The following is a 14045-nucleotide window of genomic DNA, read 5'->3' as shown; positions in this document are numbered from 1 at the left end:
GCCTCGTGGAGACGCCCCAGCAAGGTGAACGGCGGGACGATTTCGAGTTCCCAGCCATGAGCGCAGAGCCGTATGACGAAAGCGAGTATTGCAAGGAGGTCTATGCCCACTTTGGACTCGCATATTACATGGCCGGTGTGTTCGAGAGCGGGCTTGCAAATGCGATCCTGCAACTCGACTATCTAACCCAGGTGGCGAAAGACTATAGGCTAAAAGAGCGTGAGAATTTCGATCTAGCGGCCTACGAAGCTGGGTTCGATGCCTTCCTGGCGAAGCAGTACACTTTAAGCCTTGGAAATCTTGTCAAGCGTGCGCAGGAGCTTGCAGAGATGGGAACGGATCTCAAAGCACAAATCGTAGAAGCCAAAGCATGCCGAGACTTTCTGGCGCACCATTTTTTCCGAGAGCGCGCCGTCGAGCTCTGCAAGAGAAATGGACGCGATACCATGATTGCAGAGCTGGTCACTGCTCGCACAATCTTCGACCGTGTCGATCAAGCTTTGACCGAATTCATTGAGCCGTATCGGAAGAAGCTCGGCATCAGTAACGAGCTGTTGACGAAGCATACGGCCCGGTTCCTAGAAGAGCATGGGCTACCATATGACACTCTCCAGAATTGAGGACATGAAACCCGAAAATGTACGGCACCATCTAACACATGTCGGACTGATCCTTTTGGCCTTCGAACTGGTCAAGGAGCTTGTCATAGTGAGGGTCAAGAACTTCTTTGCTGATATAGTCTTCGGCGACGGTCTACCCTTTAAGACCTATGAGGACGACGTGCTGGCGCGGCATAAGGACGTGTTCGAGGCGAGCCTTCTTTATCTTCGAGATCACTTCGAGGCGATCAGCGCCGACGAAATGGATGCGATTCAGGGGTTACGACAATATCGTAACCGCGTCTCCCATGAGCTTCCTCAACTGATCGTCGACATGGTCCCGGCGCAGAACGAGCTTATGCTGGAAAAGGCGCGCGCTTGCTTGTTCCGATTGAGCAATTTCTCGGTCTCTATGGATATAGGCGCTGATCCGGCCTTCAAGAACATAGATTGGAACACGATAGCCGGGACTGATTTGATGCTGCTCGACCAGATCATCGAGCAGCTACGCGCATAAAGCCCGACGGTAAGAAGACTGAAAAAGTCATCGTCTCGGTCAAGGGCGGCCAAGCCCTCAATCCGGCGATGGTGAAGGACCTCATCGTCACCGTCGATCAGGAAGGCGCCAAGATGGGCGGGTTTCTAACGCTCGAGGCGCCGACCAAGGGCATGGTCACGCAAGCCGCAAGCGCGGGTTTCTACAAGACGGACTACGGGAACTTTCCCAAAATCCAGATCATTACCGTCGAGCAGCTGCTCGGCCCAGCCAATCCGCTGCATTTGCCCTGGCAAGACACATCCGTCTTCAAAAAGGCCAAACGCGAAAAATCCGGGACCCAATCCGAGCTCGATCTTTGACAGGCCATCCTTCGAGACGGCGCCTTCGTCGCCTCCTCAGGATGAGGAACCTACCACGCGCCCCACAGCCCTCATCCTGAGGAGCTCGCGTCTCGAAGGACGAGGGCGGGTCGAAGTCCGCGCGGCGCATCCTTCGAGACGCGGGCCGCGCCTCCTCCTCAGGAGGAGGCTTTTGAAACAAGCCAAAAAACCCCTGGGCGTACTCATAATACTTATCACGATCTTGCGCTTGCCCCAAATCCCGGCTTTGTATTCGGCCGCGCCTCGCGCGTGTCCGTTTGCCCGGACCGTCAATCGTACCAAAACGTTTCACGTGAAACACTTTTGTCCGATTGGGGCCGGAAACCTTACCAAATTGATGGGTGAGACATCATGACCAAGCATGTCGCCGTCCTCCTGGGCGGACTCTCGGCGGAACGCGAGGTGTCGCTGCGGTCCGGGGCGGCCTGCGCGAAAGCCCTCGAAGCGGAAGGTTTTGCCGTCACCAAGCTCGATGTCGATCGCGACATTGCGCAGACGCTAGCCAAACTCAGACCGGATGTCGCCTTCAACGCACTGCACGGACGGTTCGGCGAGGACGGCATCATGCAGGGCATTTTGGAGATGCTGCGCATTCCTTATACCCACTCAGGTGTGCTCGCTTCGGCGCTCGCCATGCGGAAAGACCGCGCCAGGGACCTCTTTCGCGCCGCCGGAATTCCGGTTGCCGAGGGGGTAACGGTCGATCGCCACGTCGCAGCCGGGCGCCATGTTATGGCGCCTCCTTATGTCATCAAGCCGCTTGATGAGGGATCTTCCGTCGGCATCATGATCGTGAAGGAGGGGGCGAACGCGCCGCCGCAAGAATTAACCAACAAAGATTGGCCGCACGGAAACGACGTTTTGGTCGAACGCTTCGTCCCTGGACGCGAGCTGACCTGCGCCGTCATCGGCGAAAAAGCCTATGACGTCATTGAGATACGCGCAGCCGACGGGGGCTGGTATGACTATAATGCAAAATACGCCAAGGGCGGCTCCATTCATGTGCTTCCGGCGAATCTTAAAGGAAATATTTACCAAAATGTACAAGAGTTAACCCTCGTGGCGCATAAGACGCTCGGCTGTCGCGGCGTGAGCCGGACGGACTTCCGGTATGACGATTCCCCAAATGGGACAGGGGAACTCGTGATCCTGGAGGTCAACACCCAACCTGGGATGACCGAGACGTCGCTTGTGCCGGAATTGGCGGCCTTCGCGGGCCTAACATTCGGTGAGCTTGTACGATGGATGGTCGAGGACGCCTCCTGCGATCGTTGAGATTTCCAGGGCAGGGCTTTGCCCCTGCGGCCCTGGCTTACGGCGGCAATCTGGCGGTGCGTGGGGCTGCTGGCTCGCGGCAGAAGCTCATGCCCCCTGCGCGGCAGAGACGGCCGGACTTATGGCACAAGATCCTAACCCGGCTGGCTGGGCCAGGGACCGGCGCGTATTTGTCCTTGTTCCTCTTGGCGGCGGTTGGCGTCTATGGCGCCGTGAAGGGCGGCCATTACGCCGCTTTCGTCGAGGCGCAGGGACAACCGGCCGATATTGTGGCCAAGGCACTCGGGTTCACCATCAAGTCTGTAGCGGTCTCAGGCAACCATGAACTCAAGGACCAGGATCTGCTTGCCGTCGCCGGGATCGGGGTGCGCAATTCGCTCTTGTTCCTCGATGTGGCGCAAGTCCGGGAAAGGCTGCAACAGCTGCCGCTTGTCAAGGAAGCCGTCGTCACCAAACTCTATTCGGACCGGCTCTTGATAGAAATCGAGGAACGGCAGCCATTCGCTCTCTGGCAGTGCGACGGCAAGGTGCAGATTGTGGCCGCCGACGGCGTTCCCATCGCCCCGATGCGCGACCAGCGGTTTATTCATCTGCCGCTGGTCGTCGGGACAAGGGCCAATGAAAAACTCAATCAATATCTCGCGCTTCTTGATAAGGCGGGAGATTTGCGCGAACGGATCGTCGCGGGGGTGCTTGTCGCGCAGCGCCGCTGGACGTTGAAGACGGCGACCGGCGTCGAAATTCTCTTGCCGGAAATTGAGCCGGAGGCGGCGCTCGCCAGGCTGGCAGAGCTGCAGCGAACCGCGCATGTCCTTGACAAGGATCTGATTTCCATCGACCTGCGGCAGCCTAACCGCCTTGTCGCGAGATTGACCGAGGAAGCGGCGGCCGAACGCGCGGAAACGCTCCCCCGGAAAACCAAGGCGAAAGGCGGCCATATATGAATTCGAGGATATTGCCGCCGCGCCTGCCGCCATTGGCGGCGAAAAAAAGCGCGGTTCTTTCCGTGCTCGACATTGGCACATCGAAAGTCGTCTGCCTGATCGCGCGGCTCAATCCGAGCGATTCTTCCGAAACATTGCGCGGGCGCACCCATCGCTGCCGCATTCTCGGGATTGGGCATCAGCGTTCGCGCGGCATCAAGGGTGGTGCCATCGTCGATATGGACGCGGCGGAAGCCGCGATCCGGTTCGCGGTTGATGCGGCGGAACGGATGGCCGGAGTACAGGTCGAGAGCCTGATCGTGAACGCGACAGGCGGACGGCTTGCGTCGCGGCGCTATGACGCCAAGGTTGCGATCGCCGGGCGTGCCATTACGCAAGCCGATGTTCATCGGGTGCTGGAGGCTTGCACCTCGCGCGGTGAACAACAGGGCCGGGCCGTGCTCCATTCCCTGCCCATCGGGTTCTCGCTCGGCGAGACTCGGCACGTCCAAGATCCAAGAGGCATGGTCGGCGAGGAACTCGGCGCTGAAATGCATGTGCTGAGTTGCGACGCGGCGGCGGCGCGCAATCTGATGCTCGCGATCGAACGCTGCCATCTGACCGTCGATGCGATGGTTGCGACGCCTTACGCGGCAGGCCTTGCCGCTTTGGCCGATGATGAAGCCGAACTAGGTGCCGCCTTGATCGACATGGGGGCGGGGACAACCTCGGTGAGTGTGTTTTCCGGCGGCCATCTGACGCATGTGGATGGGTTCGCCGTCGGCGGCAACCATGTCACCACGGATGTCGCGCGCGGCCTTGGAATCACGCTCGCGGATGCCGAGCGGTTAAAGACACTCTACGGCGCCTGCCTCACTTCGGTGACCGATGAAAGCGAGACGATCGCGGTGGTCCAGGCGGGCGAGGACGGCGAGCGTCCAGCGCATTTGCCGAAGGCGCAACTCATCGCGATCATCAAGCCGCGCGTCGAGGAAATTCTCGAACTCGTGCGCGACCGCCTCAAACTCGCGGGTCTTCCTACCCACGCGGGGCGGCGGCTCGTTCTCACCGGCGGCGCCTGTCAGTTGACCGGCATGCAAGCGGCGGTGAAACGGATTGTCTCCGGGCAGGTCAGGATCGGCCGTCCGCTCGGGATAAAGGGACTACCGGAATCGGCGAAAAGTCCGGCATTCGCGGCAGCCGTCGGACTTTTGGTCTATCCGCAAGTGAGTGGTATCGAGCATTTCCGTCCGTCGCGGCGCGGCGCCGTTGCGGACGCGCAAGCGCCCGGATACATCGGACGGGTCGGGCAGTGGCTCAAAAGTAGTTTTTAAGCGTGCATGCGGCGAGCGTAAGGGCGGCGAGTAACATGTGTGTGCCGCGAATAACTTAAATGAAAACCCGAGTGCCGGCTAACGGTGCTCCAACGTCGAGAGGCCAGACGATGACGATCAATCTTAAAGCGCCCGAGCTTCGGGAGCTAAAACCACATATCATGGTCGCGGGTATCGGCGGCGCCGGCGGCAATGCGGTCAACAATATGATTGTCTCGGGCCTGCTCGGGGTCGAGTTCATTGTCGCCAATACGGATGCGCAGGCCCTGACCTCCGCGAAGGCCGAGCGCATAATCCAGATGGGCCTTCAGGTCACCGAGGGTCTTGGCGCCGGATCGCAGCCGGAAGTTGGCAGGGCCGCGGCCGAGGAAGCGATCGAGGAGATTCGCGATCATTTGTCCGGGGCGCATATGGTGTTCGTCACCGCGGGCATGGGCGGCGGCACCGGCACGGGTGCCGCGCCGGTCATCGCCCGGGCCGCAAGGGACATGGGGATCTTGACGGTCGGCGTCGTGACGAAGCCGTTCCAATTCGAGGGTGCGCGCCGCATGCGCATCGCCGAGGCGGGCATCAACGAATTGCAAAAATCCGTCGATACTCTGATCATTATCCCCAATCAGAATTTGTTTCGCATCGCCAATGAGAAAACCACCTTCGCCGATGCCTTCGCGATGGCCGATCAGGTGCTTTATTCCGGGGTTGCTTGCATCACCGATCTGATGGTCAAGGAAGGCTTGATCAATCTCGATTTTGCCGACGTCCGCGCCATCATGCGCGAGATGGGCAAGGCGATGATGGGAACCGGCGAGGCCTCGGGCGAGAAGCGGGCAATCCTCGCGGCCGAAGCGGCGATTGCCAATCCGCTGCTCGACGAAGTGTCGATGAAGGGCGCGCGCGGCTTGCTCATTTCGATCACCGGCGGCAATGATCTCACTCTTTATGAAGTCGATGAAGCGGCCGGCCGGATTCGCCAGGAGGTCGATGAGGACGCCAATATCATTCTTGGCGCGACGTTCGATGAAAACCTCGACGGCATTGTCCGCGTTTCTGTGGTTGCGACCGGCATCGATCATGCACTGACGAACTACGAGCCCACCGCCGCCGAGACCCGTATCGCGGAGGTCACCACCCGCCTGCGGGCGCAGACAGCGGCGCGCCCGATCGAAACCGCGCAGCCGCGTTTCCAAACAGTGCCAGCTGAGACCTACGCGGGTGAATATAATCCGCGCTACGAAGAGCGCGGACAAACGCCTGCCCAGCCCTTCGGCGCGCCCGGCACCGGCGCTGAAAATAGAGTCCATATCCAGGAAGTCGTGCCTCAGTCGCGTCACTATGGCGAACCGGCGCAGCAAGCGGTGCGTGTGGGCGACCATTATGAAGACGGGCCTTTTGTCCCAGAGGCGCCTGATTCTCCGGTCGTCCGGCCGCAGCGGATGCCGCAAATCGACGATCTGCCGCTACCGGCGCAGAATCAAATCCGCGCCCACCGGGGAGAGTTGGCGGCCGAGCCGCATCCGGAAGCCAAGCGCCGCTCGCTGCTCGAGCGGCTGGCCTCCTTTGGCGTCAGCCGCCAGGAAGGGGGAGCGCCAGCGCCCGCACCGCAAAGGCAAGCACCCGTGCGGCCGCCCGCACCCCAGACGTACCGGCAGCCGCAGCCAAATCCCGTTCATGCGGAATACGGCAAACGCACCCAGCACCCGCCGGCCCCGACAAGGCTTCCGCAAGCCGCGGCCGATCCGCATGGGCGGGGCACCTATCAATCGCGTGCACTCGAAGAGGACCACCTCGAGATTCCGGCATTCCTGCGGCGTCAATCGAGCTAAAATTTAAGTTCAAGGGAGGATTGAGATTTCAGGCGCTCACGCCGCCGGAAATCTCACTTTCGCCCGTCGGCGGGCGCGCGCCCGCAGGAGGGCGGCCTTGGCGTTGAGAATCGGAACTTCGCCACCAAATCCGAACCACCGGCGGGTCGTCTGCCGTTCCGTCTCGAACAAATGTTTCGCCAGAGCAAGCATTGTTCCATGTGAGGCGGTCGCGAGGCCTGGGCAGAGATTTTCCAAAGTCATCGGGCGCTTCGCATAGGCGCGCGCCCGTTGTTTGACGAGAAAGGCTGCGCTGCGCCTTGCCTGGGTACAAACTGCGGTTTCAGCGTTGATTTGGGCGGGAGTGTAATAGGGCATGCGCGGGCTCCGGCAGGGAACCCGCTCGAGACTACAGGTAAAAATACCAATGTCAAGGTATTACTACCTAACCACATTTTCTATTTCCGGCGCCACTGACCGGATCTGACAACACCTTTGATTTCTGCCGCCCATTCGATTCGCACGCCCCGGATTGGCGCCGCATTATGGCTCTCAAGGTCAAAGGTTCCGTTGGCGCCGCCGCGCTGGATGCGCTTCAGATAGCGCTTGCCGTCGGTGGTACGGACGGCGGCCTCCCAGCCAATGACGTCCGCCACATCGGTACCCTCGCGCCAGCAAATGATCACATCTCCCGGATCATAGCGGGGCCACATGCTGTCGCCTTCGACTTGGAACGCGATCGCGTCCGTCGAGATTGGAAACGGAACCTCAATTTCGTACAAGCCCTCGGGCGGGATTTGTTCGAATTCCGGCTGGATTTCCGCGCCGGCCCCGATCCTCCCGACAACTTGCACGCTGTTGCGGGGGGTGGGATCGCCAACGCCCTCGAGGAGCCAGGCCGCGGTTGTCTTCAGGACGGGGGCGAGCGCTATCAAGGTCTCGGTCGTGACGCCACGCCGGTCGTTGTTTTTGACGGCCCGCTTCAGATTGCGGATGGCGTCCGGCCGCTTGGCGGCAAGCGACGCAGCATGCGCCGAAAGACCCACCTCCTTGAGGCGGCTTTCGATGCGGGCGAGGACGTCTTCCAATTCCATACCGGTAGAGTAACCGAACTTAATCAGGAATGCATCAGGTAAAATTGCCTTGACAAGAACGGTAGAAATACCTTATAGCTCATCTTTAGCGGTGCCGCCGGAATGGTCCCGCGCGTGAGTGCAGAAGGAGGTTTTGCCGTGACGGTTGCGACAGAAATTCACAAATCCCGTTGGACAGGAGAGCGTATTGCCCGCTTGGGGTTCCTCCTTGGTCTTGGCTGGGAAGCCAAGCGCATCGCCGAAGATCCCATCATCAGTTCGACCCCCAACAATGTGCACCGTCAAGCGCAACGATTCGGCCTCGCTTTTCGCGCCGCGGCGGCGGCCATGTCGGTTCGATTGCCGCCTGAGGCCAACAGCTATTTCGAGGCGGCGGCGGCCAAGCGCAGCCTTACCCGTGAGTCGATGATCAAGCTTCTGCTGCTCGAAGTCGCGTCCGAACCAAGTCTTCTCGACAATATTCTCGATGATGGGGTTTGAGAATGGAGAGCGAAGCAAAGGCGTCCTCATTCGAGGGTCCGCTCACCGTCCCGCGCGAAAGCTTGCCGGAATTTTGGGATGCGGAGCTTGTCGGCAAAAGGCTCGTTCAGGCGTTTGCCACACTCGACCGCCTGCCGCGGATGCGCGGACCCCGCGAGCCCGGCGGCCATTGGCCGCGCACCGTGACTGAATGGGCCGATCAATTGGCACAGGCGGAACTCGCGGAAAGCGAACGCCGGGCACGCCAGGAGGTGGCCAATCGCACGGTGATCCGGCCGACGGCCCTCGAGATCCAACGGATGGACACCGCCCTTGAATGGCTGCGTGAATTGCGCGATCTCGATACCGGGATGGCGCTGGTGACGACCCTTTGGGCGCTCCGTTCGGCGCGGGGGCGCTCGATCAAAAAACTCTGCATCGAAAAGCAATGGGCGCCGCACACCTTTTTCCGGAAGCGGGCGAAGGCGCTCGCAAGCTTGGCGGACATGCTGAATGCGCGCGGCAGGCCGGTGTTTTGAAGACAACGCCTCTCATACTGGATCACCGAGCTGGGCATCGGCTCTGTCTTTTTCGAGCGCATCGAGGGCCGCCTCCAAGATGGCACGGATGTTCGCGACGTTTTTGGTATTGAGCATGCTGGGGTCGAGATAAAAATCGAGCCCAGTCATATGCGCGCTGAAGATTGCGACCTGCTCGCCAGCCGAATCAAGCATGCCTTTGACCACATAGGGCATGACCTCCCGGCTGATTCCCTTCATGTGAATGGGCGAAAGAGCCTGCGCTACAAGAATGTCACGCGCGAGGGCGTAGGTTTCATAGCTGATGACGATTTGTCCGGGTTCGGCGATCGACTGCAGACGCGCCGCCAGATTGGCCTCGGCCCCGATGATCGTGTAGTCCATGCGGTCGGCGCTGCCAAAATTTCCAACATTGCAAAACCCCGTGTTGACGCCCATGCGGACGCGGAACGGGTTCTCGACGCCAGCGTTGCGCCACTTGGCGTTCAGCTCGGCGAGGCGCCGCTGCATATCAAACGCCATCCGCACGCAAGCCTTGGCGTCCTCCGCTTCTCCCCTGGTATCGGGATCGCCAAAGAAGATCAGAATGGCATCGCCGACGAATTTGTCGATCGTGCCCCCATGCGTAACGGCGACATAGGACATCTCGGTGAAATATTCGTTGAGCAATTGCGTGATCTGCTCGGGCTGCAACCGTTCGGTGGTCGCGGCGAAATCCTTGATATCGGAAAAGAAAATCGTGAGCTTCTTGCGCTCGGTGTGGATCGTGACGTCCTTTTCACCACTGAAAATGCGTTTGTAGACTTGCGGTGCCAAATAGCGGGAAATCTTCATCGCAAGCGTCGCAAGAAATTCGTTGGCGGTCTCAAGCTCTCTATTAATGAAACGGATCACCGCCGCCTGGCGGCGCTGAAGCGCAATGAACGTAAAACCGGTCACAGCCACGACGACGAAATACATTAACAAATATTTGAGCGAAAACAGATTGGCGGCAATCGGCTGGGTAATGCTCACTTCCTGAATTCCCCGCACGTCGCCAACTTTCCAATCGTGTTTGGGGCTTTCTGGGTGGGCGTTGTGGCAGTTCACGCAAGTTGCATTCATAATCACGGGCGCCACAAGCCGCACACGGTCGGAGAAGAAATCTTGTGACACTTCGGTCAGTTGCTTTTTTGTACCGGCCCGCAACGCTTTGAGGGCCGAGGCTTCGAATTTGTCAAACGTGTGCGGCTCCCGGTTCTTGAATGGATAGTCCGATATGAAACGATAGGTGATATTCTGCTGCTGTTCGTTGATTACGCGGCCAAGCTCCAACGACATGGTCGCGGGAATTGGGATCGCGCCAGGAATGGCTTCGTAATTGTGGACCACCTTCGTCGATCCCGGTTCCGCCAAGATACGGCCGACGACGGTGTTGCTATAATATCCCCGGACGCTGCTGATCACCGAATTGAGATCGCTGGCTTGCCGGAGCAGGCTTGCTTCCGTCGTCTGGTGCAGATCAAGCCATACGGCGACCGGAAGACCGATGACCAGCAAGACAACAAGCAAAATAAGAACGAGCTCGCGGGAATGTTTGGTGGACATAGGCGTAGTTCTCATTAACGCAGCCTCGCCAAATAATGCGGCAACCACCTGAATTGATGGGAAAGGATCAACCCCATTATGCAGCGCGTTTGGCGTTTCGTCACCTGAGCATTATGAAACCTGCCCATTCTTTACACAAAAACACTGTGCCGGCAGTGGAAGCCGCGATCGAGGGCAAGAAAAATCCGCCGGGATGCGGATGCCGGTACCGCCGGGTACAATGAGGTGAGAGGTTTATGCGGATAGGCTCATCGGAGACAGGGAATCAGCCCGCGGCGCGCCCGCGTTCTTAGTCCTCGCCGCCGATTCCGATTGGTTGGATCACGCATTAAAGCACGGGAAGTCCTTATAGAGCTTCCAGAATAGAGCTTCCAGATCATGCGCTAATACAAACCGCCGGTGCCGGTTCCAACCAGGCGGTCCGTGTCATGATCGACCGTTTGCGCACGCGGCGTGGCGTCCCCCGCGGCATAAGAATCCGGCGGTGCGGTGCCGGGCTTGAACGCCTCCTGAATCGCACCCGAGGTGCTCGCGCTCGTCCGCATTCCGGTTTTCGCGTTGACCCAAATCAGCTTGATGCCGGGCGGCGCTCGGAAGGGAATATCGGGTTTGCCGGCAAGTGCCATCTTCATGAAGTCGCGGAAAATCGGCGCCGTATAATGCGCCGCTTGGGCCGAATCCCCGAGCGAACGCGGCTGATCATAGCCCATGAAAACGCCAACCGTGAGATCTGGCGAATATCCAATGAACCACAGATCCTTGGCTTCGTTGGTTGTTCCCGTCTTGCCGGCAAGGTGCTTGCCGACCTCCTTGATCGACTGACCAGTGCCGCGCTGGATAACGCCTTCCATGACCGAGGTGATCTGATAGGCGGTGAGCGGATCGAGCACTTGCTCGCGTTTGTCGATAAGTTTGGGCTCGTCCTGATTTTGCCAAGCCGGGGCATCGCAGCCTTGGCAGATTCGCTCGTCATGCCGGTAGATCGTGTGGCCCCAGCGGTCTTGAATGCGGTCGATCAAGGTTTCCTTGATCCGTTTGCCGCCATTGGCGAGCATCGAATAAGCGGTGGTCAGACGCATCAAGGTCGTTTCCCCAGCGCCAAGCGAGTTGGCAAGGTAAGGCGACAGATCGTCATAGATTCCGAAGCGCTTGGCATATTCGGCGATGAGCGGCATGCCGACATCGCGGGCGAGCCGGACGGTCATCTGATTGATCGAATGCTCTACGCCGTATCGCAATGTGTGTGGGCCGCCCGAGGTGCCCTCGAAATTTTCTGGACGCCACACGCCGAGCCCTGGGCCCTGATCGATTTCGATCGGAGCGTCAAGAATAATGGACGACGGCGTATAACCATTGTCGAGCGCCGTCGCATAGACGAAGGGCTTGAAGGAAGAGCCCGGCTGGCGCATCGCCTGCGTCGCGCGATTGAATTCGGATTGGTCGAAGGAAAATCCGCCGACCATCGCGAAGACGCGTCCGGTGTAGGGGTCCATGACGACGATCGCGCCGCCGACTTCCGGAATTTGGCGCAACCGGTACTGCTGGGGCTTCCCATCGACCGGCTCGACATAAACGACATCACCTGGCGCAAGGCCAGAACGTGTGCCTGTGCCTCTTGTCCAACGCAGCCCGGTATTGAGGAGAGTGCCCGATAGCCGTTCGCGCTCGATCTCGCCGGATTTTTCATGCCGCGGCTGCAAACCGATTCGCGCGCTGGTATCACTGGTGTCGAGGACGACCGCTAGCCGCCAAGGCGCCACATCGCCCAGGGCCGGAACGTCGGCGAGCGGAATTCCCCAATCCTGGCTGATGTCGATATGGCGCATGGGGCCACGGAAGCCATGCGCCTCATCGTAGCGGACGAGACCATCGACCAGCGCCCGCCTCGCCATCAGCTGCATTTTGGGATCGAGCGTGCTGCGAACCGAAAGGCCGCCTTCGTAAAGCTTCTTTTCGCCGTAGCGATCGCTGAGTTCCCGGCGGACTTCTTCGGCGAAAAAGCCAGCGGCGAATGCATTGGGCGAGAGAACGCGCGGATTGACGCCGAGCGGCTCGGCCTTGGCTTTTTCACCGTCTTGGCGGGAGACATAACCGTTCTCGATCATGCGGTCGATCACCCAATTGCGCCGTTCGATCGCCCGTTCGCGCTTCAAGAAAGGATGATAATTGTTGGGGGCTTTCGGCAAGGCGGCGAGATAGGCGACTTGCGCGATGGTCAGTTCATGGACGGACTTACCGTAGTAATTCAATGCGGCGGCCGCGACGCCATAATTCCCAAGTCCAAGATAGATTTCGTTAAGATAAAGCTCGAGAATCTTCTCCTTGGAATAGGCACCCTCGATACGGAAGGAGAGAAGCGCCTCGCGAATCTTGCGCTCGTAGGACCGCTCATTCGTCAATAGAAAATTCTTGGCGACTTGTTGGGTGATGGTCGAGGCGCCTTGGACGTGTTTGTCGCCTTGCGCAAGCACGAAAACAGCGCGCAGGATGCCCTCCGGATCGACGCCCGCATGGCTGTAGAAATTTTTGTCCTCGGCGGATATGAACGCTTGCTTGACGAGTGGGGGAATAGCGGCGCTCGGCAGATAAAGACGCCGCTCGCGCGCATATTCGGCGATGAGCGATCCGTCGCTGGCGTGAACGCGCGTCATCACCGGCGGTTCGTAATCCTTGAGGGTCGTATAATCTGGCAGATCCCGTTCGAATTTCCATACGAGAACACCCGCCGCGCATGCTCCGACGATAAAAATAATCGCTCCAGTCGCGAAGATGAAACCAAGGAAACGGGTGATGTGCCGCATACAATCAAGCCCTTTGAATTCGTGAAGCTCTTGATGAATTCCCGGAATTCTTGCCGGGCGAAATCAGCAAACCAGCGGCCTCAATACGATAGCCGCGCTTCCGCCGCCGCGTGTCCGCGACATTTCCATAATAAACACTTCGTAAAAGCCAATGCTGGCTTTGTCGTCTTCGTCCTGCGGCAATTTTGTGTTGAAAATTTGTTGAACGAGGCCGTGAGCGCTTCAAATTTACCGCTCATGCTCTCCGTCTGCCTTGTCTTGCCGGATGATCTCGTTGCAGACGCCGGCAAATTTTTCAAGCTTATGCTTATGCGTGCTTACGCGAAAACCCTGCCGGGGTTGCAGCATCCGTCGCTATCTGTCCTGCCGCGAGAGTTGTGCCATTTAGCACCGATCTTAGCTGTTGGGCTGCTTATCAAAGGTACCGATGGTGCTGAAGCGATCTGGTCTGTACCCGAAGCGCTCAGGCGGAAGCAGGAGGACCCAGTTATGATGAATTTTGATACAGAACGGCTCATTGGCGAGACGATGGCGGAAGTTCTGCGGGAGCGGCTTATCGAGCTCGAAACCCTGGAAGCCACGGGTGATGCCTCGGAGCACACCGTTAGCCGTCTTGCATTTGTGCGCAAATTGCTGGCGCGGTTTGACGAGCATCAGATATACCGTCCGCAAGCTTCAGCACAACTGGCAAGACTGGATTGGTGAATGCGGGGCAACGGCCCACGGATCGATATTCGAGACGTGGGCCACAGA

The 14045-nt window shown here is 59.0% G+C and carries 14 protein-coding genes; 10 read left to right on the top strand and 4 right to left on the bottom strand.

The genetic code is table 11. The features are described 5' to 3' along the window. Nucleotides 1-5 precede the first annotated feature (5 nt). The 7 genes from QEV83_RS04860 (at nt 6) to ftsZ (ending at nt 6833) form a co-directional block, all read left to right on the top strand. A complete protein-coding gene (locus QEV83_RS04860; RefSeq protein ID WP_280130120.1) occupies nt 6-620 on the top strand; it encodes a hypothetical protein in 615 nt (204 codons plus the stop codon). Continuing rightward, complete coding sequence (locus QEV83_RS04855) at nt 601-1116, top strand: hypothetical protein (protein WP_280130119.1); 516 nt, start codon at nt 601-603, stop codon at nt 1114-1116. Before QEV83_RS04860 ends, QEV83_RS04855 begins: the two co-directional genes overlap by 20 nt. A gap of 68 nt (nt 1117-1184) precedes the next feature. Continuing rightward, nucleotides 1185-1457 carry a hypothetical protein gene (locus QEV83_RS04850; RefSeq protein ID WP_280130118.1) on the top strand — a complete coding sequence of 91 codons (273 nt, stop codon included), beginning with the start codon at nt 1185-1187 and terminating at the stop codon, nt 1455-1457. Nucleotides 1458-1829: 372 nt separating this feature from the next. Continuing rightward, complete coding sequence (locus QEV83_RS04845; protein WP_280130117.1) at nt 1830-2753, top strand: D-alanine--D-alanine ligase; 924 nt, start codon at nt 1830-1832, stop codon at nt 2751-2753. Next, nucleotides 2750-3697 carry a cell division protein FtsQ/DivIB gene (locus QEV83_RS04840; RefSeq protein ID WP_280130116.1) on the top strand — a complete coding sequence of 316 codons (948 nt, stop codon included), beginning with the start codon at nt 2750-2752 and terminating at the stop codon, nt 3695-3697. The genes QEV83_RS04845 and QEV83_RS04840 overlap by 4 nt, the downstream gene beginning before the upstream one ends. Beyond that, nucleotides 3694-5010: a cell division protein FtsA gene (ftsA, locus tag QEV83_RS04835; protein ID WP_280130115.1), complete on the top strand. Its 1317-nt coding sequence runs from the start codon at nt 3694-3696 to the stop codon at nt 5008-5010. The genes QEV83_RS04840 and ftsA overlap by 4 nt, the downstream gene beginning before the upstream one ends. Nucleotides 5011-5120: 110 nt before the next feature. Beyond that, on the top strand, nt 5121-6833 hold the full coding sequence (ftsZ, locus tag QEV83_RS04830; RefSeq protein WP_280130114.1) for a cell division protein FtsZ: 1713 nt from the start codon (nt 5121-5123) through the stop codon (nt 6831-6833). A gap of 36 nt (nt 6834-6869) precedes the next feature. Here ftsZ and QEV83_RS04825 read toward each other — a convergent pair whose 3' ends face one another. Then, on the bottom strand, nt 6870-7190 hold the full coding sequence (locus QEV83_RS04825; protein WP_280130113.1) for a hypothetical protein: 321 nt from the start codon (nt 7188-7190) through the stop codon (nt 6870-6872). An 80-nt stretch (nt 7191-7270) separates the two neighbouring features. Next, nucleotides 7271-7906 (bottom strand): S24 family peptidase, encoded by a 636-nt coding sequence (locus QEV83_RS04820; protein WP_280130112.1) that lies wholly within the window; start codon nt 7904-7906, stop codon nt 7271-7273. A 138-nt stretch (nt 7907-8044) separates the two neighbouring features. Between QEV83_RS04820 and QEV83_RS04815 the strand changes: the two genes are divergently transcribed. Together QEV83_RS04815 and QEV83_RS04810 are read left to right on the top strand one after the other, a co-directional pair. Next, complete coding sequence (locus QEV83_RS04815; protein ID WP_280130111.1) at nt 8045-8386, top strand: hypothetical protein; 342 nt, start codon at nt 8045-8047, stop codon at nt 8384-8386. A 2-nt stretch (nt 8387-8388) separates the two neighbouring features. Next, nucleotides 8389-8904 (top strand): hypothetical protein, encoded by a 516-nt coding sequence (locus QEV83_RS04810; RefSeq protein ID WP_280130110.1) that lies wholly within the window; start codon nt 8389-8391, stop codon nt 8902-8904. Between the two features lie 12 nt (nt 8905-8916). Here QEV83_RS04810 and QEV83_RS04805 read toward each other — a convergent pair whose 3' ends face one another. Together QEV83_RS04805 and QEV83_RS04800 are read right to left on the bottom strand one after the other, a co-directional pair. Further along, nucleotides 8917-10491, bottom strand: coding sequence for an adenylate/guanylate cyclase domain-containing protein (locus QEV83_RS04805; RefSeq protein WP_280130109.1), 1575 nt, complete (start codon nt 10489-10491; stop codon nt 8917-8919). Nucleotides 10492-10874: 383 nt separating this feature from the next. After that, the gene (locus tag QEV83_RS04800) at nt 10875-13142 is read right to left on the bottom strand and encodes a penicillin-binding protein 1A (RefSeq protein WP_280130108.1); all 2268 of its coding nucleotides are present in this window, start codon (nt 13140-13142) and stop codon (nt 10875-10877) included. Between QEV83_RS04800 and QEV83_RS04795 the strand changes: the two genes are divergently transcribed. Next, entirely contained in the window at nt 13128-13997 is an 870-nt protein-coding gene (locus QEV83_RS04795; protein WP_280130107.1) for a hypothetical protein, read from the top strand. The genes QEV83_RS04800 and QEV83_RS04795 overlap by 15 nt on opposite strands. Nucleotides 13998-14045: the final 48 nt, after the last annotated feature.

Source organism: Methylocapsa sp. D3K7 (genome assembly GCF_029855125.1).
In the GTDB taxonomy this organism is placed as follows: Bacteria; Pseudomonadota; Alphaproteobacteria; order Rhizobiales; family Beijerinckiaceae; genus Methylocapsa.
Note: the sequence above shows the minus strand (reverse complement) of the source record. Positions and strands in the feature narration are given on the sequence as shown.

Coding starts and splice junctions, on each gene's coding strand:
- QEV83_RS04820 (WP_280130112.1), bottom strand. CDS start 7,906: ATGGAATTGGAAGACGTCCTCGCCCGCATCGAAAGCCGCCTCAAGGAG.
- QEV83_RS04825 (WP_280130113.1), bottom strand. CDS start 7,190: ATGCCCTATTACACTCCCGCCCAAATCAACGCTGAAACCGCAGTTTGT.
- QEV83_RS04850 (WP_280130118.1), top strand. CDS start 1,185: ATGGTGAAGGACCTCATCGTCACCGTCGATCAGGAAGGCGCCAAGATG.
- QEV83_RS04855 (WP_280130119.1), top strand. CDS start 601: ATGACACTCTCCAGAATTGAGGACATGAAACCCGAAAATGTACGGCAC.
- ftsZ (WP_280130114.1), top strand. CDS start 5,121: ATGACGATCAATCTTAAAGCGCCCGAGCTTCGGGAGCTAAAACCACAT.
- QEV83_RS04805 (WP_280130109.1), bottom strand. CDS start 10,491: ATGTCCACCAAACATTCCCGCGAGCTCGTTCTTATTTTGCTTGTTGTC.
- QEV83_RS04810 (WP_280130110.1), top strand. CDS start 8,389: ATGGAGAGCGAAGCAAAGGCGTCCTCATTCGAGGGTCCGCTCACCGTC.
- QEV83_RS04845 (WP_280130117.1), top strand. CDS start 1,830: ATGACCAAGCATGTCGCCGTCCTCCTGGGCGGACTCTCGGCGGAACGC.
- QEV83_RS04800 (WP_280130108.1), bottom strand. CDS start 13,142: ATGACGCGCGTTCACGCCAGCGACGGATCGCTCATCGCCGAATATGCG.
- ftsA (WP_280130115.1), top strand. CDS start 3,694: ATGAATTCGAGGATATTGCCGCCGCGCCTGCCGCCATTGGCGGCGAAA.